At 63.9% G+C, this 25796-nt stretch carries 33 protein-coding genes and 1 riboswitch; of the genes, 21 read left to right on the top strand and 12 right to left on the bottom strand.

From position 1 onward, the window contains the following. Positions 1-272 precede the first annotated feature (272 nt). Complete coding sequence (locus AC3WJM_RS19810) at positions 273-509, top strand: hypothetical protein (protein WP_492272759.1); 237 nt, start codon at positions 273-275, stop codon at positions 507-509. Positions 510-542: 33 nt separating this feature from the next. Here AC3WJM_RS19810 and AC3WJM_RS19815 read toward each other — a convergent pair whose 3' ends face one another. From AC3WJM_RS19815 to AC3WJM_RS19845, 7 genes are all read right to left on the bottom strand, one after another. Then, complete coding sequence (locus AC3WJM_RS19815) at positions 543-1790, bottom strand: SGNH/GDSL hydrolase family protein (RefSeq protein ID WP_492272760.1); 1248 nt, start codon at positions 1788-1790, stop codon at positions 543-545. Next, positions 1787-2155: a hypothetical protein gene (locus AC3WJM_RS19820; RefSeq protein ID WP_492272761.1), complete on the bottom strand. Its 369-nt coding sequence runs from the start codon at positions 2153-2155 to the stop codon at positions 1787-1789. Before AC3WJM_RS19820 ends, AC3WJM_RS19815 begins: the two co-directional genes overlap by 4 nt. 1 nt (position 2156) lies before the next feature. After that, positions 2157-2582, bottom strand: a complete 426-nt coding sequence (locus AC3WJM_RS19825) for a hypothetical protein (RefSeq protein WP_492272762.1) — start codon at positions 2580-2582, stop codon at positions 2157-2159. After that, positions 2579-2770, bottom strand: a complete 192-nt coding sequence (locus AC3WJM_RS19830; protein ID WP_492272763.1) for a hypothetical protein — start codon at positions 2768-2770, stop codon at positions 2579-2581. The genes AC3WJM_RS19825 and AC3WJM_RS19830 overlap by 4 nt, the downstream gene beginning before the upstream one ends. A 255-nt stretch (positions 2771-3025) precedes the next feature. Further along, positions 3026-3469, bottom strand: coding sequence for a hypothetical protein (locus tag AC3WJM_RS19835; RefSeq protein ID WP_492272764.1), 444 nt, complete (start codon positions 3467-3469; stop codon positions 3026-3028). A gap of 158 nt (positions 3470-3627) precedes the next feature. Next, complete coding sequence (locus AC3WJM_RS19840; RefSeq protein WP_492272765.1) at positions 3628-4932, bottom strand: replicative DNA helicase; 1305 nt, start codon at positions 4930-4932, stop codon at positions 3628-3630. After that, positions 4929-5255: an LvrA C-terminal domain-related protein gene (locus AC3WJM_RS19845; RefSeq protein WP_492272766.1), complete on the bottom strand. Its 327-nt coding sequence runs from the start codon at positions 5253-5255 to the stop codon at positions 4929-4931. Before AC3WJM_RS19845 ends, AC3WJM_RS19840 begins: the two co-directional genes overlap by 4 nt. Before the next feature lie 156 nt (positions 5256-5411). On the opposite strand from AC3WJM_RS19845, the gene AC3WJM_RS19850 reads away from it, so the two are divergent. Continuing rightward, a complete protein-coding gene (locus AC3WJM_RS19850) occupies positions 5412-5732 on the top strand; it encodes a hypothetical protein (protein WP_492272767.1) in 321 nt (106 codons plus the stop codon). A 30-nt stretch (positions 5733-5762) separates the two neighbouring features. Here the strand turns inward: AC3WJM_RS19850 and AC3WJM_RS19855 are convergent, their stop codons facing one another. From AC3WJM_RS19855 to AC3WJM_RS19870, 4 genes are all read right to left on the bottom strand, one after another. Beyond that, positions 5763-6044: a hypothetical protein gene (locus AC3WJM_RS19855; protein WP_492272768.1), complete on the bottom strand. Its 282-nt coding sequence runs from the start codon at positions 6042-6044 to the stop codon at positions 5763-5765. 225 nt (positions 6045-6269) lie between these two features. Further along, complete coding sequence (locus AC3WJM_RS19860) at positions 6270-6470, bottom strand: helix-turn-helix domain-containing protein (RefSeq protein WP_492272769.1); 201 nt, start codon at positions 6468-6470, stop codon at positions 6270-6272. 286 nt (positions 6471-6756) lie between these two features. Further along, a complete protein-coding gene (locus AC3WJM_RS19865; RefSeq protein WP_492272770.1) occupies positions 6757-7857 on the bottom strand; it encodes a tyrosine-type recombinase/integrase in 1101 nt (366 codons plus the stop codon). A 252-nt stretch (positions 7858-8109) separates the two neighbouring features. Further along, positions 8110-9258 (bottom strand): GGDEF domain-containing protein, encoded by a 1149-nt coding sequence (locus AC3WJM_RS19870; RefSeq protein ID WP_307054254.1) that lies wholly within the window; start codon positions 9256-9258, stop codon positions 8110-8112. Between the two features lie 162 nt (positions 9259-9420). Between AC3WJM_RS19870 and AC3WJM_RS19875 the strand changes: the two genes are divergently transcribed. The 14 genes from AC3WJM_RS19875 (at position 9421) to hisF (ending at position 21080) form a co-directional block, all read left to right on the top strand. Then, complete coding sequence (locus AC3WJM_RS19875; RefSeq protein ID WP_284990693.1) at positions 9421-10302, top strand: cytochrome; 882 nt, start codon at positions 9421-9423, stop codon at positions 10300-10302. Positions 10303-10352: 50 nt separating this feature from the next. Then, the gene (def, locus tag AC3WJM_RS19880) at positions 10353-10919 is read left to right on the top strand and encodes a peptide deformylase (RefSeq protein ID WP_492272771.1); all 567 of its coding nucleotides are present in this window, start codon (positions 10353-10355) and stop codon (positions 10917-10919) included. Beyond that, the gene (gene fmt, locus AC3WJM_RS19885; RefSeq protein ID WP_492272772.1) at positions 10916-11836 is read left to right on the top strand and encodes a methionyl-tRNA formyltransferase; all 921 of its coding nucleotides are present in this window, start codon (positions 10916-10918) and stop codon (positions 11834-11836) included. Before def ends, fmt begins: the two co-directional genes overlap by 4 nt. Then, positions 11833-13383 (top strand): RsmB/NOP family class I SAM-dependent RNA methyltransferase, encoded by a 1551-nt coding sequence (locus tag AC3WJM_RS19890; protein WP_306962457.1) that lies wholly within the window; start codon positions 11833-11835, stop codon positions 13381-13383. Before fmt ends, AC3WJM_RS19890 begins: the two co-directional genes overlap by 4 nt. A 93-nt stretch (positions 13384-13476) precedes the next feature. Next, a complete protein-coding gene (rpe, locus tag AC3WJM_RS19895; RefSeq protein ID WP_307054506.1) occupies positions 13477-14139 on the top strand; it encodes a ribulose-phosphate 3-epimerase in 663 nt (220 codons plus the stop codon). A 99-nt stretch (positions 14140-14238) separates the two neighbouring features. After that, positions 14239-14393, top strand: a riboswitch (FMN riboswitch). An 85-nt stretch (positions 14394-14478) separates the two neighbouring features. Next, positions 14479-15177, top strand: coding sequence for a nicotinamide riboside transporter PnuC (gene pnuC / locus AC3WJM_RS19900; protein WP_284990753.1), 699 nt, complete (start codon positions 14479-14481; stop codon positions 15175-15177). Then, complete coding sequence (gene ribD / locus AC3WJM_RS19905; protein ID WP_284990688.1) at positions 15174-16325, top strand: bifunctional diaminohydroxyphosphoribosylaminopyrimidine deaminase/5-amino-6-(5-phosphoribosylamino)uracil reductase RibD; 1152 nt, start codon at positions 15174-15176, stop codon at positions 16323-16325. The genes pnuC and ribD overlap by 4 nt, the downstream gene beginning before the upstream one ends. Beyond that, positions 16325-16963 carry a riboflavin synthase gene (locus AC3WJM_RS19910; protein ID WP_059389086.1) on the top strand — a complete coding sequence of 213 codons (639 nt, stop codon included), beginning with the start codon at positions 16325-16327 and terminating at the stop codon, positions 16961-16963. The genes ribD and AC3WJM_RS19910 overlap by 1 nt, the downstream gene beginning before the upstream one ends. Beyond that, a complete protein-coding gene (gene ribB, locus AC3WJM_RS19915) occupies positions 16960-17655 on the top strand; it encodes a 3,4-dihydroxy-2-butanone-4-phosphate synthase (RefSeq protein WP_492272773.1) in 696 nt (231 codons plus the stop codon). Before AC3WJM_RS19910 ends, ribB begins: the two co-directional genes overlap by 4 nt. After that, entirely contained in the window at positions 17652-18353 is a 702-nt protein-coding gene (gene ribA / locus AC3WJM_RS19920; protein WP_059389084.1) for a GTP cyclohydrolase II, read from the top strand. Before ribB ends, ribA begins: the two co-directional genes overlap by 4 nt. Before the next feature lie 41 nt (positions 18354-18394). Further along, positions 18395-18880, top strand: a complete 486-nt coding sequence (ribH, locus tag AC3WJM_RS19925) for a 6,7-dimethyl-8-ribityllumazine synthase (protein ID WP_284990685.1) — start codon at positions 18395-18397, stop codon at positions 18878-18880. A 117-nt stretch (positions 18881-18997) separates the two neighbouring features. Then, on the top strand, positions 18998-19261 hold the full coding sequence (locus AC3WJM_RS19930) for a phosphoribosyl-ATP diphosphatase (RefSeq protein WP_018778638.1): 264 nt from the start codon (positions 18998-19000) through the stop codon (positions 19259-19261). 158 nt (positions 19262-19419) lie between these two features. Then, positions 19420-20280, top strand: a complete 861-nt coding sequence (gene hisG, locus AC3WJM_RS19935; protein WP_284990752.1) for an ATP phosphoribosyltransferase — start codon at positions 19420-19422, stop codon at positions 20278-20280. A 23-nt stretch (positions 20281-20303) separates the two neighbouring features. Next, positions 20304-21080 carry an imidazole glycerol phosphate synthase subunit HisF gene (gene hisF, locus AC3WJM_RS19940; protein ID WP_078105458.1) on the top strand — a complete coding sequence of 259 codons (777 nt, stop codon included), beginning with the start codon at positions 20304-20306 and terminating at the stop codon, positions 21078-21080. Positions 21081-21168: 88 nt separating this feature from the next. Here hisF and AC3WJM_RS19945 read toward each other — a convergent pair whose 3' ends face one another. After that, positions 21169-21813, bottom strand: a complete 645-nt coding sequence (locus AC3WJM_RS19945; protein ID WP_284990683.1) for a TIGR03085 family metal-binding protein — start codon at positions 21811-21813, stop codon at positions 21169-21171. Between the two features lie 89 nt (positions 21814-21902). Here AC3WJM_RS19945 and hisI point away from each other — a divergent pair, with 89 nt between their 5' ends. The 5 genes from hisI to trpC all read left to right on the top strand — a co-directional run bounded on the left by hisI (position 21903) and on the right by trpC (position 25752). Further along, on the top strand, positions 21903-22331 hold the full coding sequence (gene hisI / locus AC3WJM_RS19950; protein WP_284990682.1) for a phosphoribosyl-AMP cyclohydrolase: 429 nt from the start codon (positions 21903-21905) through the stop codon (positions 22329-22331). Between the two features lie 55 nt (positions 22332-22386). Beyond that, entirely contained in the window at positions 22387-23967 is a 1581-nt protein-coding gene (locus AC3WJM_RS19955) for an anthranilate synthase component I (protein ID WP_284990681.1), read from the top strand. Continuing rightward, positions 23964-24569 carry a Trp biosynthesis-associated membrane protein gene (locus AC3WJM_RS19960; RefSeq protein WP_284990679.1) on the top strand — a complete coding sequence of 202 codons (606 nt, stop codon included), beginning with the start codon at positions 23964-23966 and terminating at the stop codon, positions 24567-24569. Before AC3WJM_RS19955 ends, AC3WJM_RS19960 begins: the two co-directional genes overlap by 4 nt. An 89-nt stretch (positions 24570-24658) precedes the next feature. Further along, positions 24659-24931, top strand: coding sequence for an HGxxPAAW family protein (locus AC3WJM_RS19965; protein WP_236817197.1), 273 nt, complete (start codon positions 24659-24661; stop codon positions 24929-24931). A gap of 2 nt (positions 24932-24933) precedes the next feature. Next, positions 24934-25752, top strand: a complete 819-nt coding sequence (gene trpC, locus AC3WJM_RS19970; RefSeq protein ID WP_284990677.1) for an indole-3-glycerol phosphate synthase TrpC — start codon at positions 24934-24936, stop codon at positions 25750-25752. Positions 25753-25796 lie beyond the last annotated feature (44 nt).

Genomic DNA, 25796 nt, shown 5'->3' on the forward strand with positions numbered 1-25796 from the left:
TCGAATATGAAACAATCAACCGGACCGCGCTCACAGCGGCCTAAGACCCCGAGTCAACAAAAGCCGGGGCAGTCCCAGTTGATCCAGGTCAGGGCTCGCTGTTTTTCAGCCTGAGTTCTAGTCGCTTCATCCACAGCGAAAGACTAGCAAGCAACAGCCTCCCGCTTATTAGGCAGAGGCCATAGCCGATCTTTCGGGGCTGCTACTGGTACATTCGCCCTGTGGGTCCGGTGTTGGGCTGACGGTTACTCCCTGGGGAAGGCGCTACCGCAATGAAGATTGAACTCCTACCTGTTGATCAGGCCGAAGCAGAGATGCCGGGCAGGGCGTCTTTGATGATGCCGAAGGATGCCCAACCCGGCCCCTTAGTCACCGGCGACGGATCTGTTGACTATCTGTGCAGTAACTGCGGCCTCACATTGGCCAAGGGGCTGGAGGACGCCTCCCAAATTCAAGGCGTCCAATTGAAATGCCCCAGATGCAATGGCTGGAATCGTAGTCGGAACTGATGGATTGGCGGGCCGTTCATGTCAAGGTCTCGCTCAGAGGCTGAGCAGCGCGGATAGCTGGGACTGTATACCTGCCGAGATCTGGGAGTGAGCATAGGGCGACGGGTGCGTGCCGTCACTGGTCCACTTGCTGGCGGTGGATGCGTCAAAGTTCCAGTAGCCGCTGTCCCGCGCAGTCTCGGCAACGTCTGCGACTTCCAAGATCCCCGTAAGCGGGGCGGGCTTGGTGCGGATCAGCGCGTTCAACTGGAGGCGCAGTGCCTCGTTGGCGTTCTTCGTTTGGTTCGTCGTTGACTTCCAGGTGTCCGTTGACGTGGTCTGCGGCGTGATCGTCGTCTGGATGACCTTCAAGCCTTGTGCATTCAGGTAGTCCCACGCGGCCTGCTGGTTGGTCTGGATGTTCGCCCACGTCGTGCCGAGGCCATTGATGCCGTCCTCGAAGATAGCGTGGGTGCAGTACTGCAACAGTGCCGCCCTATGGTAGCGGCCGCTATTTGCCGCCCACTTGGACGGGACTTCCGATCCCGCCGCAAGGTTGATGAAGGGGATTCCAAGTGCCACGAGGGCTTGGACTAGGAAGGAGTTGTCGTAGGTGTCGTTGTAGCCTGCGGCGATTGAGTCCCCGACGATGGCCACGAACGGCTTGACCTGCTCGGGAATGCCGAGAATTGCCGCCGGCCCGTAGAGCCGTTCGTACGTGGCCGCTATGGTTCCCGAGGTTGTCTTGTCTGTGATGGATGTGCCATGTTCGCCGCCCTCGTTGGTCGCAGCGGTCTGCCCGAGCGGCCATGTCATCCCTGCGGATGCCACGGAGACATAGGTGCGGGTGTAGAAGTTCGCCAGGATGGACGGGCCAGCACTGAAGCTAACGGGGTCGCTTGTGACGGTCGCGCCGGGTTCGATCACCACGTCACGCTTCCCGCCGAAGTAGACAGGGAAGAAAGTTCCTGTCGGGTATTCGACGCTTGCCCGGACGGTGATGGAGTTGGCGCCGTCCGCTTCGGAGCCGTTGTTGTTGATCGAGTTGGTGTAGACAAGGCGCGGGGCATGGAAACCGACAAGCGCGGCGTGAAGGAACCGGTAATTGCCGGATGTGTCCGTGCCGTTGGAACGGCCGATCTGCGCAACGGCGCCCGCGGCGGAGAGTGTGGCCGGCGCGAAGGACGTGCGGGATGCCACAGGCCTTAGCGATGTGATGAAGTGTTTGGCGCTCTCGGCGTTCACTGCCGCTAGGTCTGCGGCGGACTGCAGTGTTGCCCGCTGCTTCAGGGACCGGCTCATGCGTGCACCGTGCCGGTGATCACGAGGTCCACGGCCGTCGCGGTCCCAGCGTAGGCAGCAATGATGTCTCCCGGCCCGAGCATGGACCCGCTGATGTAGTCCTTCAATGGCAGGGTGTCATTCCCGGCGAGTGAGTATCCGCTGATGATCCGGTGGGTGCCATCTCCCAGGGTTCCGCCAGTTTTGACGATCGACAAGTAGACGGTGACCGCTGAGGCCGTGGTGTTGCAGAGACTTGCCTGAGCTACCTTCACTGACGTTGCTGCCGCACAGGTGTAGACGGCGGCTTCAGATGTGCCAAGCTGCTGGGAGACAAGCACCTGCGGGCTTATGGACGCTGCGCCAATGATGTTCTGACCTGACATTTTAGCCTCCGAAGACGATTGAAAGAGCAGCGGAGAGACCGGCTGCTTGCTGAGGGGATGTGTAATTGGCGGATCCCGAGACGGGGGCATACGCGCCATCAAGCGCCGTCTTCGTGGCGGTGCCGCTCGTGTTGATGAACGCGGCGGTGGCGGCGTCTTGCTGGATACAGTTGATCGTCCATGCGTAAACGTGCGTGGCGTCCGTTATCACAACGGTGGAGTTGGTGGCCTGCATGAACTGTGGGAAAACGCCTTGCGTGCCCGAGTTCAGAATGTTGCCCGGCAAGGGGTTGCTGAACGTGTCCGTGATCGGCAGCGGCGTCGAGAAGCTCGTGTCCGTGACCGCGTAAACCTGGAACGACACATTCTTGACGTTCTGTTTACCGTTAGGGTCCCAAGTGACCATCGACGGGAAGGTGAAGCTCACTGGTCCTCCTCGAATTCGAGGCCGGCGCCCTTGGCTACAACCTTCATCCTTGCGGCGTAGCTGAATAGTGCCCGGATTTCGTCGGGGGTGGGCAATACGTCGCGCTTCTCAACGGATGTCGTGAGCCAGTCGATGTCGGCCATGATCTGGTGCAGCCTCGTCAGTTTGTAATTTGCTGGGGTTACCAAGCGGATTCCTTAGAAAGTGATCGGGTGTAATTGCTGGGGTGATTGGGGCAGCCACGCTCGTGCGCGGCTTCGGAGATGGTCAGGAAGTATGCCTCTGAAACAAGGCGAATAACGGGGAGGCAGCGGTCGCAGTCGCTTGGCCACACGTAGGCCGCTACGGCTGAGCCTTGGCACCGTCCCTCCCGGGCTTCTACGGCGGAGGTGACACTCGGTGCGGTAAGGCTCATCGTGAGCGGCTCAGGGGCATTCCGAGGCTCAGGCATCAAGCGCTCGAAGTTCTTCCGGGACGACGGTGCCAACGAGTACCTGCTGCGCCGGGGTCAGGTCCAGGCGGTTCAGGACGTTCTTCATGACAGTGACGAACATCCCCGCCGTCTGCTCGCTAATACGCAAACGACGTTCCTCGAAGCCAGACTTGGCCAGGAGATCAAGGAACTTGGCGGTCCTCTCAAGCGCACGCTCATACAGTCCGACTTCGACCTTTAGGGATTCAACTCCGAGCTTGGATGTCGTCGTGATGTCCGACAACGCATTCACCCTCGCCGCCAGCGCTGACTTCATCGCGAGTGATTCCGTGGCCAACATAGCCAAGGCCTCCAGAGGCTCTGTAACGCCCTCCAAACCCTCGGACGCAATCACCGCACGGACGTCGGCTTCCACGGCCGCTACCTCGAGCCTGCGGGCTGCTGCGGCCTTCACATGGCCGGCCGATCCACCATGTGTCGCGCAAACTGCGCCTCCGGCAATCGGCGAGCGCTGGCATGGTTCACCGTTTGAACGGTGGGCTGAACACTTTGCTTTCAAGGGTCGGACTTCTTTCGGAGCTTCCATAGGTCGGATATGTTCGTTCGTCTCGTTCATGCGGCGGACCTCGATGTTGGTGGGATGCCCTTGTCGAGCGCCATTGAGTAGTGGCCCCAGAAGTCGAGCTGTGCGACGTTGGTGGAGCCGTTGCGGTTCTTTGCCACGAGCATGGCGAGGTCGCCCCGTTTTTCGCCCATGATTTCCCGGTGGAGCAGGATCACTACATCCGCGTCTTGCTCCACCGCTCCGGATTCGCGGAGGTCGGAAATCTTCGGCATCTGGTCATCCCGTTGCGTGGATCCGCGGTTGAGTTGCGAGAGCGCCACGACCGGGATCTTCATGTCCATCGCCAGGATTTTCAGTTGCCGGGACATATCCGCGACGAATTCGTGCCGTGGGCGTTTGTCGCCGGCAGGCTGAGACATGAGCTGCAGGTAGTCCACGACAAGCCCGGCGAGGGGCTGGCGTCGGTGTACCGAGCGGGCAAACCGCTTGATGTCCGTTATCGTCACGCCCGAGTTGTCGTCCACGAACAGGGGCACGTTTTGCCAGGATGCGCGTCTGGTCCTGATCTTCTCCCAGTCGCCTGGCGTCAAGTCCCGCTCTATGAGCCGCCGCAGGTCGATACGCAGGTCCGCGGAGACTGCCCGCATCTGTACGTCCGTCTCCGACATTTCCAGTGACGAGAATGCTACAGAGCCCTTGGCCGTGAGCGCCTTGGCGAGTTGCAGGGCAATGACGGACTTGCCGACAGAAGGCCTCGCTCCTACCACGTACAAACCGCCTGGACGTAGGCCGCCGATGATGTTATTCAGCGCGGCCCACGGGGTGGGGATGTAGTTTGGTTTCTCATCGAGCTGCCCGAGCATGGCATCGATGGTTTCCCCGAAGGACTGGACCGTCGTTGACGTGCTGGTCTTCGTTGTCTGATCAACTTCCTTGCGGGCCAATTCCACCAGCTCGTGCTCATCGCCCGGCTGGGTGGCCAGGTCGTGGATCTTCTGCCCCGCTGCGGCGAGCCTTCTACGTGTGGCCAACTTGGCGACGATCCCCGCGTAGTACCCTCCCGAAGACGGCGTAGGGCATCCCTGGGCGATGTCGTGTAGGTAAGCGATACCGCCTACCCTCTCGACTTCCCCGTCCCGTGAGAGGGCGTCAGAGACGGTGACGACATCCACGGGCTCGTTTCGGCCGTGCAGCGTCATGATGCTCCGGTAGATCGTTTCGTGCGCGGGTCTATAGAAGTCCGGGCCGTTGACTATCTCCGAGATATCCGCGATGGCCTCCCGGGACAGCAGCATGGCGCCTAGCGTGGATTGCTCCGCTGTCATGTCCTGCGGGGGCATGTTGTCGCTCATGCGCCCACCTGCGTCCGGTGGAAGCTGGGATCCCAAGGGCTGCTGACGGGAATCTGCAACTGTCCTTGGGGCTCGTCGTCCCAGCGCCCCTCGTTCAGCCAGGTGGTCGGGTGCGGGGTGAACTTCGGATCTTTGCCAGCGACTTCCACCCGGAGAGCTTCAACACCCGACATGATCGTTTCGATGTCGGTGGATTTCAGCGCCTTGACGAGCGCCTTTTGGGCCGCCGCCTTGCCTACCCTGCGAGGGAACCTGGACCAGAAGGCCTCGAATTCGGCCGTCGAAGCCGCAGGCTTTGATGAAGTCTTTATCTCCCTTCCCATCCCATCCCTTCCTAAGGTGAGTTCGGTCGAGTCTCGCCGCGGCTCGCTCAAACTCACCTGAGTTTCGGCGGGGACGAGTGAGTCAACCTGAGCGCACGCGGGGCAGCGTGTTTTCCACCGAGGGTCGATCTTCTGGTGGTCTGAGAACCGCTTGATGTGGAGGTAAGCCCGGCCGTCTCCGTCCAAAATCCGCTGCACGCGCCCGGCCGCCATGATTTCCCCGAGGAGGTCATCGGGGTCTACGTCGTCGGTTGGGAGTATTTGCAGCTTGAGGCGGAAGACGTCGTCAGCCACATGGCCGTGATCACAGAGCGTGAAGTTCCACATTCCAACGAAGAAAAGCCTCGCCAGCGGCGACAGCTTGACGATGTTTCCGTCAGTCCAGAACTCGGGCTTGATGGTTCGAATACGCGCCATCAGACACCTGCCCAAGGCGCGTTCGCGATTACAACGCCATTCTTCGGGGTGGAAAAGTAGTTGTGGTCTACTTTTGCCCAGATGCGTTTGTCAGCCATGGTTGATCGCCTCGGCCTCCTCGAGGGCAGCCTCCCAGGCAAGACCGTTCGCGATACTGTCGGCCTCGACCATGAAGCACAAGTCCGGACGAGCCCAACTAAGCGACTCGGGAACGGGCGCGGGAGCCAAGTCACGGACTTGAAGACGGATGACATCCCCCGGACGGGCAAGGCTTAGCTTCTCGTCGGCGTGGCGATCTAACTGACCAGCGTCGTAGAGGCGACCAGAACGGTAGTTGTCCAGGTCGATGCGGATGACTTGAGAGATGATCACAGGGCCACCGCCGAAGAACCGGCTTCGAAGTGGTGCGGTATCATGGTTGTGGAATCAAGCTTTGAGGGCGTTCCGGTTTGCAGACCGGGACGCCTTTGCTTTGCGCTCATGCTGCGCGGCCTCCTCGTGAAGGATGAATGTCGGGGGAGTGGCGCTGGTTTGCCTTGGCGGGTGTGCTGCGTGCCCGGCGTTGGTGGCTCGGTGTGTCTTGCTGTCGGGCCACGGTTAGGCCTTCCGGGAGTCGGCGGCACCGGTGGGGATCGGGGCCAGGAGATCTTGGAGCTCGGCGATATTGACCCGAATCATTCGGGGGCCGACGCGGTACCCGGTGATGCGCCCGGCCGCGATGTATCGCCGGATGGATCTGACGGAGACGCCAGCGATGTCGGCTGCGATGGCAAGGCTGGCAAATTTAGGATTGGTCAAGGGGTTCCTTTAAATGCGAAAGGCCGCAATGGGTTCACGCCAAGAAGGCATGACCGATTACGGCCTTAGTTTTTGGTTGGGTGGAGGTGCCGGCTTACCGGCTGGAGTGCGCCCTGATTTTGGGCACAAAAAAGCCGAACGGGTGTCCGCTCGGCGAGATGTGCGTTTTCAACAAGTGGTCTTCTCAGATCCACCTCTCACACACTAAGAAACCTAGCGTGCCAGTCCGGGCCTGTCAACCCGGGGCAGCATGCGGCGCATGCTGCCTCTATCCCATGGGGATGGGCTATTGTCCACCCGCCATCTCGGAAAGCTTCACAGCAATCTCCGCGTCCCGCCCGGCGGCCGCGTGCTGGTACCGCAGTGCGGCCTGTGATGTGGAGTGTCCAAGTCGAGCCATGAGCTCGGCCAGTGTCGCCCCCGTCGATGCAGCCAGGACGGCCCCTGTGTGGCGCAGGTCGTGCCAGCGCAGATCTTCCCGACCCGCAACCTTCCGGGCCTTGTAGAAGCTCTTGTAGAGCGTGCTGGGGGATAGGTGCCCGCCGGTGACAGTCGGAAACAATAGGCCCTTGCGGCCCGGTTGCGCGTACTCGGCGATGTGGGCCTTGAGCATTTCCATCAGGTGCGGCGGTACGGCAACGTCACGTATACCGGCATCGGACTTTGGTTTGCCCACGATGACTTCGCCATCTGCCCTGACGACGCCACGACGGACGTGGAGCACGCCGTTCTTCACATCCACATCGTCACGGCGCAGCTCCACGAGCTCACCGAACCGTAGACCGCACCATGCAGCCACAAGCGTCATCGCCTTGTACTTCGCTGGCATGGCCTGGACCAACGCCGTGATCTCCGTCAAGCTGGCCGGCTTGATCTTGTGAACTCGTTTGGATGTGCCGGCGCCGCGGATGTGGCAAGGGTTGGCCGGGATCAGTTCATCCTCGACCGCGGTGGCAAGGATGGTCCTCAGGAGGCCGTAAGCGTGCGCCCTGGACGTTGGATGAGCCGAACCTAGGCCAGAGTGCCACTCGCGGACCAGCGGTGCCGTAATGGCCGTCAGCTTGATCTCCGTGAAGGTCGGCAGGATCTTGGCGTCAAGCATCGACCGGTAGTGTGCGCGGGTGCGTGGTTTAAGCTCCCGCTCCGTGATCCACTTTTCAGCGAAGGCTCCGAACGTTCCGTTCTTCCTCTTCACGGCCTGCGCGGTTCCCCATGTCCCGTTGCTGATCTCCCGGCGACGGTCGGAAAGCCACGCCTCAGCGTCTTCCTTGGTGTCGAACGTGTGTGGCGCCAGATGCTTCACGGTGTCCGGCCCCACATAATGAGCCTGGTAACGCTTGGAAGGGAGCTTGCGGATCGCTCCGAAGCCTCGCCTTGAGGGGGCCATGATTCTCCATTCGTGCAACATACGTGCAATAACAGTGTAAATCAGTGTCCGCTCGTGTTCATGTATGACAGGCGCTACTGTTTTTCATATTCGCAGCTCAGGACCGCTTTTCACTGATATTGAACAGTATCGCCAGCACCTAGGCGTCACTGGTTCGAACCCAGTATCGCCCACCAAGAAGAGGTCCTGTGCGAAACATGGTTCATGTTTCGCACAGGACCTCTTGTCGTTGCTCGTGGATCCGTCGCCCAATCACGCAAGGGGTGACGCCCGGACCACCCGGTTCCTTCCGAGTGACTTGGCTTCGTAGAGGGCCGCATCGGCGGCCGCAATCATCGCGGTGAGGTCGACGGCGTCGAACTCGGTTGACGTGACCCCGTAACTCACCGTTGGGACGTGGATGTCGTCGAGGCTCTTGGCTGCCGCCAAAGAGCGATTGATGTCGGCCGCGATGCTTTCAGCCCTTTCCTGGCTGGCTCCCGGCAAAAGCAGGATGAACTCTTCGCCCCCGTAGCGTCCGACCAGGTCCGTGGATCGTACCGACTCGGTGCACGCAGCCGCGAACGCCTGCAGTGCGGTGTCCCCGGCGGCATGACCGTACTCGTCATTGATCGCCTTGAAGTGGTCCAGATCGGCCAGGATCAATGAGGCGACCGAGTTTGTGGTGTGCAGGCGCTCGAGCTCCTTGGTGGCCAGCTCCATGAACGTGCCACGGTTGAGGAGCCCGGTCAGGTTGTCGCGGGCAGCGCGTTCGCTGAGCCGGTTGATCAACTGATCGTTGCTGAGGGCGGTCATGCTGAACGAGACGGCAACCAGGAGTATCAGCGTGACCAGGCTGGCCATGGAGGGGCCAAAATACAGGCGGAAGTTCGGTCCGCTTGGACCTTCGACGAGATACACGGACAGGCGGCAGAAATAGTAGGCCGCCAGGAATCCCGCGGCCAAGGCCATCGACTTGTGCACATGGGAGTAGCTGGAATCAAGTAGCCACAGATCGCGGGACGCCAACGCGATTCCCACAGTCATGAATCCCAGATAGACCAGGCCCCCGGACCACGTGTTGTGACCGGGGCTTTCCAAAACGGAGGCGATGGCCGTGACGCCACAGGCCGCGGCAAATTGCCACCGAGGCGGCGGTAACATCCTGAGGGACCGGGCGCCGGTCCACACGCTGAACGCTCCGCCCACCAGGAGGACGTTTCCCGAGGGATTCGCCCAGACTTGATACGGCGTCCCGTTGAGAAGGAACGCAAGGTTGCCTGCGAGGAAGAAGAGGAGTGCGATGCACCACCACCCGTTGTAGGACGACCGCGTGCGCCTGAAGGATGCGTAGAACAAGAGGAGCAGGGTCAGGGCGACCACGCCTAGGGCGACTCGCAGTGTTGTTATATCGAGGACCAAGATGCGCTCCAGTAGCCGAGGACGTGACCAATTATGGCACCGTGAGTCAAGGAACCTTGCGCGCCATGCGTGGGGCCTTGTGAATTACGGGACGGGGAAGTCCCGTCGACGGCCACCAAGGCTCCGCGTTTTCTTGTCGGCGGTGTGTGAAAGAGTTTTCTTATGACAGATCCACTGCTTGCCCATGCCACCGAATACGGCCGGATGTATGCCCGGTCCACGTCCGAGACCTTCTCGGTCCCTTCCATCACCACGGTGATCGGCCAGCAGGCCCATTCCCTGGACGGCTGGTTCGGCTACATGGGCGCCAGCAGCTTGGCGAAGGACCCGGAACTCCCGCAACATCTTTCCAGTCCTGCCAAGATGCGGCAGGCCGTCAACAAGGCAGCCAAGGCCGCGGAGGTGTACCGGGACGACGCCGCGCGCCGCGGCGACCGCGTGCACAACTACTGCGAGCAAGTGGCCCTCCGCGCCCTCGGACGCCCGCACCGCGTCAAGGAAACGCGTGAAGAGCTCGCTTCGAACGGCGAGGAAGCCTTCGCGGCCCGCTTCGATGAATGGTGGGAGCTGTACCGGGTGGAGCCCATCGCACCCGAGATTACTGTCTGGAACTCAAGCGTTGGTTACGCCGGAACCTTGGACCTCGTCGCCAAAATCAACGGCAGGGTCTGCCTGATCGACTACAAGACCAAGGGCACAACCCGTGACGGAACAGTGAAACCGCTCGACGACAAGGTAGTGATGCAACTGGTTGCGGGCATGAAGGCCGAGGAAAGCCTCGTGGATCCGGTGGCCGGGGAGTGGGAACCGTGGAAATACGGTGAGAACCCGGTCCTGCTTGCGGTGGCTATCGGCGAGACCGAAGTGCGTCCCCAGCGGGCCAATCCGGACGTTCTCAAGCACCACTGGTGGAAGTTCTGCGCCTTGAAGCGGGTGTGGGAGATGTCTGCCGATGTGGCCGCGGCGGGAACGGCGCTGCTCCCGGTAGCTCCGCCGTCGTACCCTGCCGCTGCAGCGCCCGCAGGCTCAACTAAACTGGCCTAGGCCCCTTTTGCCGGGACCGAAGCTTCGCCGATCGTGAGGAAAGACAGCACATGGCCATTTTGAGTATCCGTATCATCGGCGACCCCGTGCTCCGCACGGTTGCTGATCCAGTCACGGAATTCGGGCCTGAGCTCGCCAAACTGGTGGCGGACATGACCGAGACCATGGAGGACGTGGACGGTGCAGGGCTCGCCGCACCGCAGATCGGTGTCAGCCAGAGGGTCTTCACCTACCGGATCGGCGGGGTGGAAGGCCACATCATCAACCCCGTGCTTGAGAACAGCGATGACTTCCAACCCGACGAGGTAGAGGGCTGCCTCTCCATTCCCGGACTCGCGTTCCCGGTTCGTCGCCGCAGGACCACCCGTGCAACCGGTGTGGACTTCAACGGCAATCCCGTGTCCGTGGAGGCGGAGGGCATGCTCGCGCGCTGCTTCCAGCACGAGACCGACCACCTGGACGGGATCCTGTTCACGGACCGCCTGGAGGGTGAGGACCGGAAAACCGCTCTCCGCGCCATCCGCGCGGCGAACTACCACTCCGTGACTGAACGGACCACGGCCAAGAGGGCCAACACCGTGGGCTCGAGCTTCGGCAGCTTCGGGGCCGCCGAATGAAGGTGCTCTTCGCCGGCACCCCGGCTGTCGCCGTCCCTTCCCTTGACGCGCTGATCGAGGCCGGATTCGAGATCGTCGCCGTGCTGACCAGGCCGGATGCCCCGACCGGCCGCAAGCGGATCCTGACGCCGTCTCCCGTGGCGGCACGTGCGGCTGAACTCGGCATCGACATCATCCACGCCTCGAAAGTGGACGCCGGGACCACCGAGCGGATCGCTTCGTATGAGCCGGACGTCGCCGCGATCGTCGCCTACGGGGGCCTCGTCCCCAAAGCCGCGCTCGGAGTACCACGCCACGGCTGGATCAACCTCCACTTCTCCCTCCTCCCTGCCTGGCGCGGCGCGGCGCCGGTCCAACGCTCAGTCATCGCCGGTGACGACATCACCGGAGCCGCCACGTTCCTCCTGGAAGAAGGACTCGACACCGGACCGGTCTTCGGGACGTTGACGGAAACCGTGCGCCCCGAAGACACGGCCGGCGACTTGCTGGAGCGGCTCTCGCGCAGCGGGGCGGTCCTGCTCAGCCAGACGCTGTCCGCCGTCGAGTCCGGCAAAGCGGCGCCCCAGCCCCAGCAAGGCGATGTCTCGCTGGCGCCAAAACTGACGCTCGACGACGGCCGCCTCGACTGGACGCAACCGGCCCTCGCCATCAACCGCCGGTCCCGAGGCGTCACGCCCGAACCTGGAGCCTGGACCACACTCGACGGACAGCGCGTCAAGCTGGAGCCCGTCGGATTGCGCCCGGACATCCGGGAGCTTGCGCCCGGCCAGGTCCGGGTTGACGGTAAGAACGTCCTGGTCGGGACCGGATCCCATGCAGTGCAGCTCGGGCGGATCCAGCCTGCGGGCAAGAAGATGATGCCGTCGGCCGATTGGGCCCGTGGTTTGGCAACACCAGAAAGCGTGGAATTCGAATGAATGAGTCCGGCCGGCGCGGCCCTAACAACAGCGGGAATCGGGACGGCGGGGGCCACGGCAACCGCGGTCCCCGGGGCGAGAGCATCCGCAACGCCCAAGGCCGCGAACGCAATAGGGGCCCGCAGCGCGGTTTCTCAACCAACGCACCGTCGCAGCGGACCCGGCGCGCGGATCCAGCACGATTGGTGGCGTTCGAAGTCTTGCGCGCAGTCGCTTCGGAAGACGCGTATGCGAACCTCGTGCTGCCCTCACGGATCCGCCACCACCACCTCGACAAGCGCGACGCCGGATTCGCCACCGAGCTGAGCTACGGGGCACTGCGCGGCCAGGGGATGTACGACGCCGTCCTGGCCGAGTGTGTCGACCGGCCGCTCGCCCAACTCGATCCGGCAGTCCTTGACGCGTTGCGGCTTGGCGCCCACCAATTGCTCGCCATGCGCGTTCCTGCCCACGCCGCACTCGACCAGACGGTCGGGTTGGCCCGCGCGGTCATCGGGGCCGGCCCGTCGTCGCTCATCAACGCCGTGCTTCGGAAAGTCACCGCCAAGACGCTGCCGGAGTGGCTCGACCACCTGCTGGAGAACGAGACCGACGAAACCAGGATCGCCTCCGTACGCCATGCGCACCCGGAATGGATTGTCAGGGCGCTGCGCCAGTCCCTCGTCATGCATGGACGTCCCGCGAGCGAAATCACCGAACTTCTCGAAGCCGACAATGCGGCGCCGGTGGTGAACCTCGTGGCGCTGCCCGGCATCGGCAATCTTGATGAAGCCCTGGAGAGCGGGGCCACCCCCGGCGAACTCGTCATCGATTCGGCGCTGTCCAGCGGCGGCGACCTCGGGCGCATGTCCTCCATCCGCGAAGGCACCACGCGCGTCCAGGACGTCGGATCCCAACTGGTAGCCCGCGCCGTCGCTGGTGTGGACCTCGGACAGTCCGCCAAGGACGGCGAGAAGTGGCTGGACCTGTGCGCCGGTCCCGGTGGCAAGGCAGCGCTGCTGGCGGCCCTCGCCCACCAGGAAGGTGCGACCCTCCTCGCGAACGAGCCCGCGGAACACCGGGCAAAGCTGGTCAGCCAAGCCCTGTCGGCGGTCCCGGCGGACGCCTGGACCGTACGGGTAGGCGACGGGCGCGACGTCGGCAAGGAACAACCGGAGACTTTCGACCGCGTGCTGGTCGACGTTCCCTGCAGCGGCCTTGGCGCGCTGCGCCGCCGCCCCGAATCACGGTGGCGCCGGACGCCCAAGGACCTTGCCGATCTCGGTCCGTTGCAGCGTGAACTGCTTAACTCGGCCATCGACGCCGTCAAGCCGGGCGGAGTGGTGGCGTACGTGACGTGCTCCCCGCACCCGGCCGAAACCACCGCCGTCGTCAGCGATGTCCTGCGCAAGCGGGACGACCTGGAGCAGATCGACTCCGGCGCGGCCCTGGATGCCGTCAGCCTGAGCGGCAACCTGGGCGCCGGGCACGGGTTGACCGCCCAACTGTGGCCGCACGTGCACCAAACCGATGCGATGTTCCTGGCCCTTATCCGGAAGAAGCCGTAACCTTCGGCGTCTTTCCCCGGCTGAAAGTCCCGCGTGCCTAAGCTGGAGAACTGCCAAACCACCCAGACCGCCACCAACACTGAGGGAACTGCCTTGACTGAGTGCTGTATCAACCCGAGCATCCTGTCCGCGGACTTCGTGAACCTGGAAGCCGAGCTGAAGAGAATCAGCAACGCCGACGCCGTCCACGTCGATGTCATGGACAACCACTTTGTCCCGAACCTGACGCTCGGCCTGCCGGTCGTGGAGCGGATCCAGGCCGTCAGCCCGGTCCCGCTCGACGCCCACCTGATGATCGCCGACGCCGACCGCTGGGCACCGGCCTACGCCGACGCGGGCGTGGCTTCCGTGACCTTCCATGCGGAAGCGGCGATGGCTCCCATCAAGCTCGCCCGTGAGCTCCGTGCCCGCGGTTCGAAGGCGGGCATGGCCCTTCGTCCGGCCACGCCGGTGGAACCGTACCTGGACATGCTCAGCGAACTGGACATGCTCCTCATCATGACCGTGGAACCGGGCTTCGGCGGGCAGTCCTTCCTTGACGTGACGCTGCCCAAGATCCGTCGGGCGCGTGCCGCGATCGACGGCTCGGGTGTCGGCGTGGCAATCCAGGTGGACGGCGGCGTCACGGAGGAGACCATCGTCCGGGCAGCCGAAGCCGGCGCGAATGTGTTCGTTGCCGGATCCGCCGTCTATGGCCACGAGGATCCGGCTGCCGCGATTGAGCGGCTGCGCGCCGCCGGCCTCGCGGCAATGTGACCGGCCCCGCGGCAATGTGACAACAATGACGCAATTGCCTGCATATTGGTCGGGGAATACATCAGCCATTCCTCCAGTTGTGTCAGAATAGCAATACACATACGTGCTCCGGGGTCGGTGTAATTCCGAACCGGCGGTTATAGTCCGCGACCCGCGAGCCATCGCGTTTCCTTCACGGGAATCACGGCGGCGGACGGTTGAACTGGTGGAATTCCGGTACCGACAGTTAAAGTCTGGATGGGAGAAGCACGTACAGTCATGCTTTGGGCGCTCCGTGCGCCCGGCATCGCGCTGTCGTACACCCCCGGAGCCATCGCGGCATTCGAGGGAAGGAACGACATGGACTTTCTGCGATGGCTCTTCGAAGCACAGATTCCCGTAGGCGGATCTGTGCTTGTTCTTCGCGAAGTGCTAGGCAATATTTTCGGGCTCGCCAGCGCCCTGGGCGGCATGCGCCGCAAAGTCTGGGCATGGCCCATCGGGATCGCAGGCAACGTGCTCCTGCTGACCGTCTTTCTTGGCAACGTCTTCGGTGCCGCCTCACCGGCAACCCTCTGGGGCCAGGCCGGACGACAGATCATGTTCATCAGCGTCGCCGCCTACGGCTGGTACCGCTGGCGCCAAGGCCTCCAAGCAGGCACCCATGGCCACGCCATTGTGCCCGGCTGGGCAAGCCCCAAAGTGCGGATCGGAATGCTGGCCGCCATGATTGCCGGAACAGCCGCACTCACCCCCGTCTTTGATTCCATGGGCTCCTACCCGCCCGTGTGGGCTGATGCCTGGACCTTTATGGGTTCACTCTTGGCAACGTATGGGATGGCGCGCGGCTGGACCGAATTCTGGTTGATCTGGGTTGCCGTGGACATTGTCGGAGTTCCGTTGCTTTTCAGCGCGGGCTACTTTGCCAGTGCGTTTATGTATCTCTTTTACGGGTTCTTCACACTCGCCGGATTCTTCGTCTGGTGGCGTGCGGACCGACGGGAAAGCCAGCCGCTCAGGGCAACAGCCGAGCCGGAAACCGCAGGAGCCCTGTCATGAGCGATGCCATTAACCCGAAATTTTCGGAAGCTGAGTCGGCGGCCATGGAGACCGCACTCCACGTGGCCCTCCGGGGACACCGTGGCGCCAATCCCTTGGTGGGAGCAGTAGTGCTCGGGCCCAAGGGAGAGCAACTCATCACGGGCTACCACCGGGGCGCCGGCACCCCCCACGCCGAGGCGGACGCGATCACCAAAGCGCAGGCAAGAGGCCTCGACCTCGCCGGAACCACCATGGTGGTCACCTTGGAGCCCTGCAACCACGTGGGCCGCACGGGACCGTGCACCCAGGCGATCATCGACGCCGGCGTATCGCGAGTGGTTTACGCCGTGGACGACCCCCACGATCCGGCAGCGGGAGGGGCCGCGAGGCTGCGCGCTGCCGGTGTGGACGTGCGGTCCGGGCTGGCCGCCGCCGAGGCCTTGAAGCTGAACCGGGAGTGGTTCAATGCGGTGGAGGCGAGGCGCCCGTTCGTCACTCTTCACATTGCCCAGACCCTGGACAGCAGGATCGCGGCCGCGGACGGGACCAGCCAATGGATCTCCAGTCCGGAATCGTTGGCCGACAACCACGGACTGCGCCGCTTGATCGACGCCATTCTGGTGGGTACCGAAACCGTCCTGGTGGACAACCCGCGGCTGACGGCACGGGAAGAGAACGGCGATGAATCGCCAAGCCAGCCACTCCGGGCCGTCATGGGTCTACGGGAGGTCCCGGCGGACGCCGCCGTGCGGGGGACTGACGGGAAGTTCGTCCATTTACCGACCCGCGACCCTTCCGAAGCTTTGGAGTTGCTCTTCGCCGAAGGCGTCCGGCACGTCATGGTGGAAGGCGGCTCCCGCATCCTGAGCGCCTTCCTTGCCGCGGGCCTTGTGGATGAATTGATCGTCTATCTTGCGCCGACCTTGTTGGGCTCCGGTACGCCGGCCCTGACGGATCTGGGCATCTCGACCCTCGCAGACGCCCAGCACTGGAACTGGGACGACGCCGGTGGCGGTGCGGTCCATGCACTGGGCCGCGACCTCCGGCTGCATCTGAGGTCCGGCCCGTCGGATGGAAACAAACCGGCGTGGACGAAGTCGCACACCGAACACCATGAACCATTTCCGGGCAAGGACGCCTCGGACACCACCACAGGAGGACACTGATGTTTACCGGAATCGTTGCTGAACAAGGCACGGTCCTGTCCGTCGAGCACGACGGCGAGGCCAGCGCTACGCTGCGCCTCATGGCCCCCAGCACCACCGAAGGGCTTGGCTTGGGCGGCTCCATCGCGGTCAACGGCGTGTGCCTTACCGCCACGGACATCGACGGCCGGGAGTTCAGCGTTGACGTCATGGGCGAAACCCTAGTCCGCACCACCATCGGCGAACTGGCCGCGGGTGACACCGTGAACCTCGAGCGGTGTGTCCAGGCGGGCGGCCGCCTGGACGGCCACGTCGTGCAGGGCCACGTCGACGGCGTCGGGCAGCTTCTGGAGCGCGAGTCGCTCGGCAATTGGGACCGGCTCCGCTTCGGCGTGCCGGCCCCGCTGGCACGGTACATCGCCGAAAAGGGGTCCATCGCCGTCGACGGCGTTTCACTCACCGTCACTGCCGTCAGCCCGGCCGAAGCAGAGAACCCCTGGTTTGAAGTGGGGCTCATTCCCACCACGCTGGACGAAACCGGACTCGGGGCCAAGGCCACCGGCGGACGCGTCAACCTTGAGGTGGACGTTCTCGCGAAATACACCGAGCGGCTGCTGTCCTTCCGTGCGCCGGCAACTGCAGGCGGTGCTGCCCAGTGAGCGCAGCACACGACGGCAGCACCACGGTGGTACGCCAGGGGCTGGACCCCGTTGAAAAGGCCGTGCAGGCGATGGCGGCCGGCCGTCCCGTCATTGTCGTGGACAATGAAGACCGCGAAAACGAAGGCGACATCATCTTCGCCGCCGAACACGCGACGCCTGCCCTCATGGGCTGGACCATCCGCTACAGCTCGGGCGTCATTTGCGTCCCCCTCGAAGGGGCACGGGCCGATGCCCTGGCGCTGCCGCCCATGGTCCTGGTCAATGAAGATGCCAAGGGCACGGCCTACACGGTGTCCTGTGATGCCGCTGTGGGCGTAAGCACCGGGATTTCCGCCACGGACAGGGCCCTGACAGCCCGGATTCTGGCTGATTCCAGCAGCACGCCGTCCTCGATCACACGGCCCGGGCATATTTTTCCGCTCCGGGCCGTTAATGGGGGAGTGCGTGAACGTCCGGGGCACACGGAAGCGGCGGTTGATCTCTGCCGGCTTGCGGGGCTCGCCCCGGTGGGCGTGATCGCCGAGTTGGTACATGACGATGGTGAAATGATGCGCCTGGACAGCCTCCGGGAGTTCGCTGCGGAGCATGGATGTCCTCTGATTTCGATCGAGGATCTCGTTGCTTATGTTGTAGCGTCGGAGGCTGGGAACCAGGTTGCAATTCCGGCAGGAAACGAGGAGCAGCGATGACTACAGCGACAACGCACGACGGCGGCACTCCGGCGCGCGCAACGCATCCGGTGAGCGGCGGCCCGATTGTCCAGCTACCCACCGCCTTCGGTGAGTTCGTGGCACAGGCGTGGACCGACCTTGCTACCGGTGCGGAGCACCTGGCCGTGAGTTCCCCGAAGGCGCCGCTCGAAGGCAAGGCCCCGCTGGTGCGCCTGCACTCGGAGTGCCTCACGGGCGACGTTTTCGGTTCGTACCGCTGCGATTGCGGCGAACAGTTGGCCTATGCCCTCGAGCTGATCCGGGAAGAGGGCGGCACCTTGCTCTACCTGCGCGGACAGGAAGGCCGCGGCATCGGTCTCGCAAACAAGATCAAGGCCTACGCACTGCAAGAAGCCGGATTCGACACGGTCGAGGCCAACGAGCAGCTCGGGCTGCCGGTGGATGCACGCTGCTACAAAGCGGCTGCCCAGATCCTTGCCGAAATGGGCCTCCACGAAATCCGCCTCCTGAGCAACAACCCGGACAAGCAGAACCGGCTTGCCGCGGCCGGCGTGAAGGTTGTCGAGATGGTTCCCACCGAGGTTCCGTCCCGTGAAGAAAACCTTCGGTACCTTCAGACCAAGAAGGACCGGATGGACCACCGCCTGACCCTCGGTGACACCGAACCAGCCGGCACCCACGCTTCCGCCGGCACATTTGACCTCGAACAAGACTGAACTTCACCTACAAGCCTGACTGAACGGACTAACACACACCCATGAGCGGACACGGCGCCCCCACCATCGACCTCACCACCCTCAACCCGGCGGAAACCCACCAGCTGAAGCTCGCCATCGTGGCGGCCAGTTGGCATACCCAGATCATGGACGGGCTCCTCGACGGAGCACTGCGTGCCGCGAAGGAAGCCGGCATTGCCGAGCCCACTGTGCTGCGCGTCCCGGGATCCTTTGAGCTTCCCGTCGCGGCTGCACGGCTCGCGCCGCATTTCGACGCGGTCGTCGCCCTCGGCGTCGTCATCCGCGGCGGGACGCCGCACTTTGAGTACGTGTGCCAGGCGGCGACGGCGGGACTCACTGAAGTCAGCGTCCGCACCGGGGTGCCGGTCGGCTTCGGCGTGCTCACGTGCGACACCGAACAGCAGGGCCTGGACCGGGCCGGACTGGAAGGCTCGTCCGAGGACAAGGGGCACGAGGCCGTGACCGCTGCGCTCTCCACGGCACTGACCCTCAAGCAGTACACCTAGCAAATCGACGAAAGGGATGTGGGCATAACCGCGCACGTTGTGCGTTCGCTCACATCCCTTCCGTCATGCAATGACCCGACAGGCGGGCACCGCCCCCGAGCAAGTAGGCTGTAGGGCGTGAAGAATTTCGAGACGCTGTTCGCAGAACTGAGCGAAAAGGCAGCGACCCGTCCGGCAGGCTCCCGCACCGTCGCCGAATTGGACTCCGGAATCCACGGCATCGGCAAGAAGGTCGTGGAGGAAGCCGCCGAAGTCTGGATGGCTGCGGAGTATGAGTCCGATGAAGCCGCGGCCGAGGAAATCTCCCAGTTGCTCTACCACCTGCAGGTCCTGATGCTCGCCAAGGGACTGAGCCTGGAAGACGTTTACAAGCATCTCTAGCCACGTCCGCTTCGTCAGGACCTGGCAAGGTCCCACCGGAGCCCCAGCGTGGCCCCCGCGCTCACTGCATGTTCCCTCTGAGAAAAGTCTCATCTGAGAACAGTGCTGTGGGCACAATGCCTGAAACACTTACCTTCCACCCCCAAGAAAGTCCCAACATGCTGCGAGTAGCCGTCCCCAACAAGGGATCCCTGTCCGAAGCCGCCTCCGCGATGCTGTCCGAGGCGGGATACCGCCAGCGCCGCGATACCCGCGAACTGGTCATGGTCGATCCCGACAACGACATTGAGTTCTTCTTCCTCCGCCCCCGCGACATCGCCGTGTATGTCGGCCAAGGAACGCTCGACGTGGGCATCACCGGTCGAGACCTCCTGCTGGACGCGCAGGTCGAAGCGGAAGAGCTGCTTCCCCTTGGCTTTGCCGCGTCCACCTTCCGCTTCGCCGGCCCCGTCGGCGACTTCTCCGCCGTCGAGCAGCTTGAAGGCAAGCGCCTCGCCACGAGCTACGACGGCCTCCTGCGCGATTACCTCGCCGAGCGGGGCGTCAAAGCCAAGGTGGTCCGCCTCGACGGCGCCGTGGAGTCTTCCGTGCGCCTCGGCGTCGCAGACGCGATCGCCGACGTCGTCGAGACCGGAAACACGCTCAAAGCAGCCGGAATGGAGATCTTCGGCGAGCCCATCCTCAAGTCCGAAGCCGTCCTGATCCGTCGCACCGGCGAAGGTGGTGCCGCAAACGGCACCGTGAAGGAAATCGAGGTCCTGATCCGGCGCCTGCAGGGCGTGCTCGTGGCCCGCCAGTACGTCCTCATGGACTACGACATCCGCAAGGACCTCGTGGAAGAAGCCGCAACCCTCACCCCGGGCCTCGAATCGCCCACGGTGTCGCCGCTGCGCGACTCGGACTGGGTTGCCGTCCGCTCCATGGTTCCGAAGAAGGAAACCAACCGGATCATGGACGAGCTGTACGACCTTGGCGCCCGCGCGATCCTGGTCAGCAGCATCCACGCCTGCCGCATCTGACACGAGACAATCCAGGAGTAGCAATGGCTGTAGCAGTACGGGTCATCCCGTGCCTAGATGTCGACGCCGGCCGGGTGGTGAAGGGCATCAACTTCGAGGGTCTTCGCGACGCCGGAGATCCCGTCGAGCTGGCGCACCGCTATGACAACGCCGGGGCGGACGAGCTCACTTTCCTTGATGTCACGGCGTCTTCCGGCAACCGGGAAACCACGTTCGACGTCGTTCGCCGCACTGCCGAGGAAGTCTTCATCCCGCTGACGGTCGGCGGTGGTGTCCGTGGCGTGGCCGAAGTGGACAAGCTCCTGCGTTTCGGCGCGGACAAGGCCTCCATCAACACGGCCGCCGTCGCACGCCCTGATGTCATCGACGAGATCACGCGCCACTTCGGCTCACAGGTGCTGGTCCTGTCAGTGGACGCGCGGCGCACGAGGCCCGGCTCCGAGCCCACGGCCTCCGGCTTTGAGGTGACCACCCACGGCGGACGCCAGGGCACCGGAATCGACGCCATTGCGTGGGCCAAGGAAGCCGCGGACCGCGGTGTGGGGGAGATCCTCCTGAATTCCATCGACGCCGACGGCACCAAGGACGGTTTCGACCTCGAACTCATCCGCCTGGTCCGTGCGGCTGTCCACATCCCGATCATAGCTTCCGGCGGCGCTGGAAAGCCGGCGCATTTCCCGCCCGCGGTGGAGGCAGGTGCCGATGCCGTGTTGGCGGCTTCGGTGTTCCACTTTGGTCCGGACGACATGATCGCCCAGGTCAAGGCAGCGATCCGCGAAGCAGGCTTCCTGGTCCGCTAGCGGGTCCCGCCCAACTAGCTCGCAGTTGTTGTCGTTTTGAGCCCTCATAGCGACAACAACTGCGAGCTAGTTGGGGTTAAAGAGCAGGTTAGAGGCCGACTTCGGCTGACTGGAGGAGGGCGACGGCGTCGGGCTGGCCTTCGAAGGTGACCAGCGCGTGATGCGTGCGGCCGTGGGCGTGCATCAGGAGCTCACCGGGCTCGCCCACGATGGCGACGGATACGGGTGCCCGCTTGGCAACATGGCGCGGACCGGTAGGGCGGACCAACACGATTCCGAGGTCCACGCCGCGGTAGAGAATGGCGGCACGCTTGATCAGTTCATCCCACAGGGCGTCCGAGTATTCCTCGTCCAAGGCCCGCGGAGCCCAGCGGTCTCCGGCCCGGCGGATGTCTTCCGTGTGCACGAAATACTCAATCAGGTTCGAGGACTCGTCGAGGGCCTTGATCTTCAGGGGAGACAACGCGGGTGGCCCCGAGCGGAAGGTATTCACCAGCTCGGCGTAATCTTCCGGCGTTTTGAGCTTCGAGGCCAGTTTGGCAGTGGCTTTATCGGAGGCCCTGGCGAGGCTCTTGATGAGCAAGCCGATACCGACGGCCGCTTTGCGCTCCCGCAAGTACAAGTGCGCCGCGAGGTCCTTCGTCAGCCACCCTTCGCAGAGCGTGGGGGAGTCAGGTCCGGCCGCCAGGAGTGTTTCGGCCAGTACTTCGCGGGAGGGATCGACGAAATGCATCACTTGTGAAACTAGCACGAGACGCGCTCTGTTGCGCAGTGGAACCGCCGCTGAATTTCGGCTCCACTTGAGGCACTAGACTTGATCTGATGTCTGAGCAGTCAACACCCCCAGCCACGCCCGCCGCCGCTTTCGCCGCGGAGCCCGCCGTCGCGCCCGTCAGCCCGCTCCCGCACGAGCTGGCCACCGCGCTGAAGCGCGATTCCGCCGGTCTTGTGGCAGCGATCATCCAGCAGTTCGACACCGACGAAGTGCTCATGCTGGGCTGGATGGACGACGAAGCTTTGCACCGGACGCTGACCACGGGACGCGTGACGTTCTACTCCCGCTCCCGCCAGGAATACTGGCGCAAGGGAGACACCTCCGGGCACGTCCAGTTCGTGAAATCGGTGGCCCTGGACTGCGACGGCGATGCCCTCCTGGTCCGCGTCGACCAAGTGGGTGCGGCCTGCCACACCGGTACACGCACCTGCTTCGATGACCGCAGCCTCGCAGCCGTGACAGGCGAGCGGGACTAGCCCACCACACACCATCCACTGAGGCAAGCACACAAGAAGGCGGAGAACACAAACCATGCAGGACCTTGGAATCATCAGCCCGGGCCTGGAGGAGTTCCGCGAACTCGCCGCACACAGCCGGGTCATCCCGGTCCGGCTCAGGGTATTGGCCGACGCCGAGACTCCCATCGGGCTCTACCGCAAGCTGGCCCAGGGCCAGCCCGGCACCTTCCTCCTGGAGTCGGCAGCCGTCGGTGGAGCATGGTCACGCTATTCCTTCATTGGCTCCCGTTCGCGTGCAACGCTGACCAGCAAGGACGGCCAGGCCCACTGGATCGGCGAGCCTCCCGTCGGCGTGCCGGTCGACGGCAGCCCGGTCGACGCCGTCCGTGACACCATTGCAGCCCTGCAGACGGACCGTTTCCCGGACCTTCCGCCCTTCACCTCCGGCCTGGTCGGCTTCCTCGGGTGGGAAACCGTCCGGCATTGGGAAAAGCTGACCAGCCCCCCGGAAGATGACCTCCACCTGCCGGAACTGGCCCTGAACCTTGTCACCGACATGGCTGTCCACGACAACATGGACGGCACCGTCCTGCTGATTGCCAACGCGATCAATTTCGACAACAGTTCCGAACGCGTCGACGAAGCCTGGCACGACGCGGTCGCCCGTGTGAAGCGACTGCTGGACCAGATCAGCACCCCCGTGAAGCAGCCCGTATCGGTGTTGCAGTCCGAAGCCCTCGACTTCGCGTCGAGCGTCCAGGAACGTTGGAACGAGCAGGAATACCTCAACGCGATCGACCGCGGCAAGGAAGCCATCGTAGACGGCGAGGTCTTCCAAGTGGTCATTTCGCGACGCTTCGAAATGGAGTGTGCCGCGGATCCGCTGGATGTCTACCGCGTGCTGCGCAACACCAACCCGAGCCCGTACATGTACCTCTTCAGCCTCGAAGATCCGGACGGCCGCGAGTACACGATTGTCGGTTCCTCTCCCGAGGCCTTGGTGACCGTCACGGGCAATGAGGTCATCACCCACCCGATCGCCGGATCGCGGCCCCGCGGCAAGACCGTCGAGGCCGACAAGGCTCTGGCCACCGAGTTGCTCGCGGACCAGAAGGAGCGCGCCGAACACCTCATGCTCGTGGACTTGTCCCGGAACGACCTGTCCAAGGTCTGCGTTGCAGGAACCGTGGACGTTACGCAGTTCATGGAGGTGGAACGCTTCAGCCACATCATGCACCTCGTGTCCACGGTGGTCGGAGAGTTGGCGCCCGGGGCGAAGGCATACGACGTGCTCAAGGCTACCTTCCCGGCCGGTACGCTCTCCGGTGCCCCCAAGCCGCGCGCCTTGCGTCTCCTGGACGAACTCGAACCTCACCGGCGCGGCATCTACGGCGGCGTGGTGGGTTACCTGGACTTCGCAGGCGATATGGACATGGCGATCGCCATCCGTTCGGCATTGTTGCGTGAGGGCCGGGCCTACGTCCAGGCGGGCGGCGGGATCGTGGCCGATTCCCACAAGCCTTCCGAAGCGCTCGAGACTGTCAACAAGGCGGCGGCCCCCTTGCGTGCCGTGCACACCGCGGGATCGCTCCACAACATTTCCCCGGACGCAGTTTCCGCGGAGACGGTCGTCGACGGGAACCCCGGCCTGTGAGCGCTGCCCGCCCTCAGCCGGCAACCACCAAGCCTCCCGTGTGGGCACGGAAAGGCAATGTCGTGCTCGGCATGGCAATTCTTGCCCTCGCCGTTTTCGGGACCACCACACAGACCTGGATCAACGTCCGGCTCGATCCCGCTGCCGCGGCGAATGCCGATCTCCACGTCCAGGGGAGCAAAGCGGCAACTGCGGTGACCGCACTCGCGCTCGTGGCACTTGCCGGGGGACTGGCATCGTCCATCGCGGGCAAGGTTTCACGCTGGATCATTGCAACGATCATCGTGCTTGCCTCGGCAGGGATCCTCATTGCCGCGGTGACCGTCCTGGCGGATCCCCTCGGCGCGGCGCAGGGAACCATTGCGGCGACCACCGGGATTTCGGGTGGGCAGGCAGCTGCGTCGTCCACTGTGTTCCCCGTGCTCGCGGTCGTGGCTGCGGGCCTGCTCGCTTTGTGCGGCGGCCTGCTGCCGCTCGCGGGCCGGCACTGGAAGGCGCGCACCAAGTACGACGTCGCCAGCAGGGCGGCCCTCGCGGGTTCCGGGCCGGTCGACGAGATCGATAGCTGGGACAGCCTCTCGCGCGGAGAAGACCCTACGTAAGACCCGACTGTCCGGACGTCGGACGATGTCCCGGGTGCGGTCAATAAATGGCAGAATGTAAGCAGTATTCATCCTGAGGAGATTTTCACATGAGCAAAACCACAGTGTCCGCGAGCAAGGCCCCTGTGACCGCTGCGAGCCACAGCGACGCCATCGGCCACGGCAACAGCCCGGCCGCGTGGACCTGCGTGATTGTCATGCTGGTAGGGGCCTTGGTGTCCTCCATCGCCTTTGTCATCGCCAGCACCCCCATCTTCATCGCCGGCATCGTCGTGATGGTGGCCGGCCTGATTGCCGGCTGGGCCATGCGCAAGGCCGGCTACGGCGTCGACGGCAGCAAGCTGAAGAACGCCGGCCACTGACTGTGACCGTTCTTGATGACATCATCGTCGGTGTCAGGGAGGACATGGAGGCCCGCCGCCGTCTTGTTTCCCTCGACGAGCTGAAAGAGCGCGCCGCGGCCACCGCGCCTGCGCTGGACGCGTGGGCTGCCTTGGGCGGTCCGGCGGCCAGCCGCGACGAACTGAAGGTCATCGCGGAAATCAAGCGCCGCAGCCCCTCCAAGGGCGATCTGGCGAGCATCGTCGACCCCGCGGCCCTTGCGGTGCAGTACGCCGACGGCGGTGCCTCCGTGATCAGCGTCCTCACCGAGCAGAGGCGCTTCAACGGGTCCCTGGCGGACCTCGACGCGGTGCGTGCCGCCGTCGACATTCCGTTGCTGCGCAAGGACTTCACGGTTGACGAGTACCAGATCTGGGAAGCCCGCGCCCATGGCGCGGACCTCATCCTGCTGATCGTCGCGGCGCTATCGGACGCACAGCTGCGGGAATTCAGCGCGTTGAGCCACGAGCTCGGCATGAACGTCCTGGTGGAAACCCACACGCCCGAGGAAATCGAGCGTGCGGCCGCGGCCCAGGCCCGGATCATCGGCGTGAACGTCCGCAACCTCAAGACGCTCGACGTCGACCGCTCCCTGTTTGCCTCGCTCGCCGGAAGCATTCCGGCGGGAGCGGTGGTCGTGGCCGAGTCCGGCGTGCGGAACGCCGACGACGTCGCGCATTATGCGGGGAACGGTGCCGACGCAATCCTTGTGGGCGAAGCCCTTGTCAGCGACTCCACCCCGCGCGAGCGGATCAGCGAATTCAAGGCGGCCGGAGCTGCCGCCATCGCCGTCAGGACCTGAGACAGGCCTGATTCCCGGCGTGGACCCGGACAGCAGCAGACGCG

It is taken from the genome of Arthrobacter sp. FW306-1B-G06A (genome assembly GCF_058781765.1).

Coding starts and splice junctions, on each gene's coding strand:
- ribA (WP_059389084.1), top strand. CDS start 17,652: ATGACTACAGCGACAACGCACGACGGCGGCACTCCGGCGCGCGCAACG.
- AC3WJM_RS19820 (WP_492272761.1), bottom strand. CDS start 2,155: ATGTCAGGTCAGAACATCATTGGCGCAGCGTCCATAAGCCCGCAGGTG.
- AC3WJM_RS19965 (WP_236817197.1), top strand. CDS start 24,659: ATGAGCAAAACCACAGTGTCCGCGAGCAAGGCCCCTGTGACCGCTGCG.
- AC3WJM_RS19910 (WP_059389086.1), top strand. CDS start 16,325: ATGTTTACCGGAATCGTTGCTGAACAAGGCACGGTCCTGTCCGTCGAG.
- hisI (WP_284990682.1), top strand. CDS start 21,903: ATGTCTGAGCAGTCAACACCCCCAGCCACGCCCGCCGCCGCTTTCGCC.
- hisG (WP_284990752.1), top strand. CDS start 19,420: ATGCTGCGAGTAGCCGTCCCCAACAAGGGATCCCTGTCCGAAGCCGCC.
- AC3WJM_RS19810 (WP_492272759.1), top strand. CDS start 273: ATGAAGATTGAACTCCTACCTGTTGATCAGGCCGAAGCAGAGATGCCG.
- AC3WJM_RS19890 (WP_306962457.1), top strand. CDS start 11,833: ATGAATGAGTCCGGCCGGCGCGGCCCTAACAACAGCGGGAATCGGGAC.
- ribD (WP_284990688.1), top strand. CDS start 15,174: ATGAGCGATGCCATTAACCCGAAATTTTCGGAAGCTGAGTCGGCGGCC.
- AC3WJM_RS19815 (WP_492272760.1), bottom strand. CDS start 1,790: ATGAGCCGGTCCCTGAAGCAGCGGGCAACACTGCAGTCCGCCGCAGAC.
- AC3WJM_RS19865 (WP_492272770.1), bottom strand. CDS start 7,857: ATGGCCCCCTCAAGGCGAGGCTTCGGAGCGATCCGCAAGCTCCCTTCC.
- AC3WJM_RS19840 (WP_492272765.1), bottom strand. CDS start 4,932: ATGAGCGACAACATGCCCCCGCAGGACATGACAGCGGAGCAATCCACG.
- AC3WJM_RS19875 (WP_284990693.1), top strand. CDS start 9,421: ATGACAGATCCACTGCTTGCCCATGCCACCGAATACGGCCGGATGTAT.
- AC3WJM_RS19845 (WP_492272766.1), bottom strand. CDS start 5,255: ATGGGAAGGGAGATAAAGACTTCATCAAAGCCTGCGGCTTCGACGGCC.
- def (WP_492272771.1), top strand. CDS start 10,353: ATGGCCATTTTGAGTATCCGTATCATCGGCGACCCCGTGCTCCGCACG.
- AC3WJM_RS19955 (WP_284990681.1), top strand. CDS start 22,387: ATGCAGGACCTTGGAATCATCAGCCCGGGCCTGGAGGAGTTCCGCGAA.
- AC3WJM_RS19945 (WP_284990683.1), bottom strand. CDS start 21,813: ATGCATTTCGTCGATCCCTCCCGCGAAGTACTGGCCGAAACACTCCTG.
- pnuC (WP_284990753.1), top strand. CDS start 14,479: ATGGACTTTCTGCGATGGCTCTTCGAAGCACAGATTCCCGTAGGCGGA.
- hisF (WP_078105458.1), top strand. CDS start 20,304: ATGGCTGTAGCAGTACGGGTCATCCCGTGCCTAGATGTCGACGCCGGC.
- fmt (WP_492272772.1), top strand. CDS start 10,916: ATGAAGGTGCTCTTCGCCGGCACCCCGGCTGTCGCCGTCCCTTCCCTT.
- ribH (WP_284990685.1), top strand. CDS start 18,395: ATGAGCGGACACGGCGCCCCCACCATCGACCTCACCACCCTCAACCCG.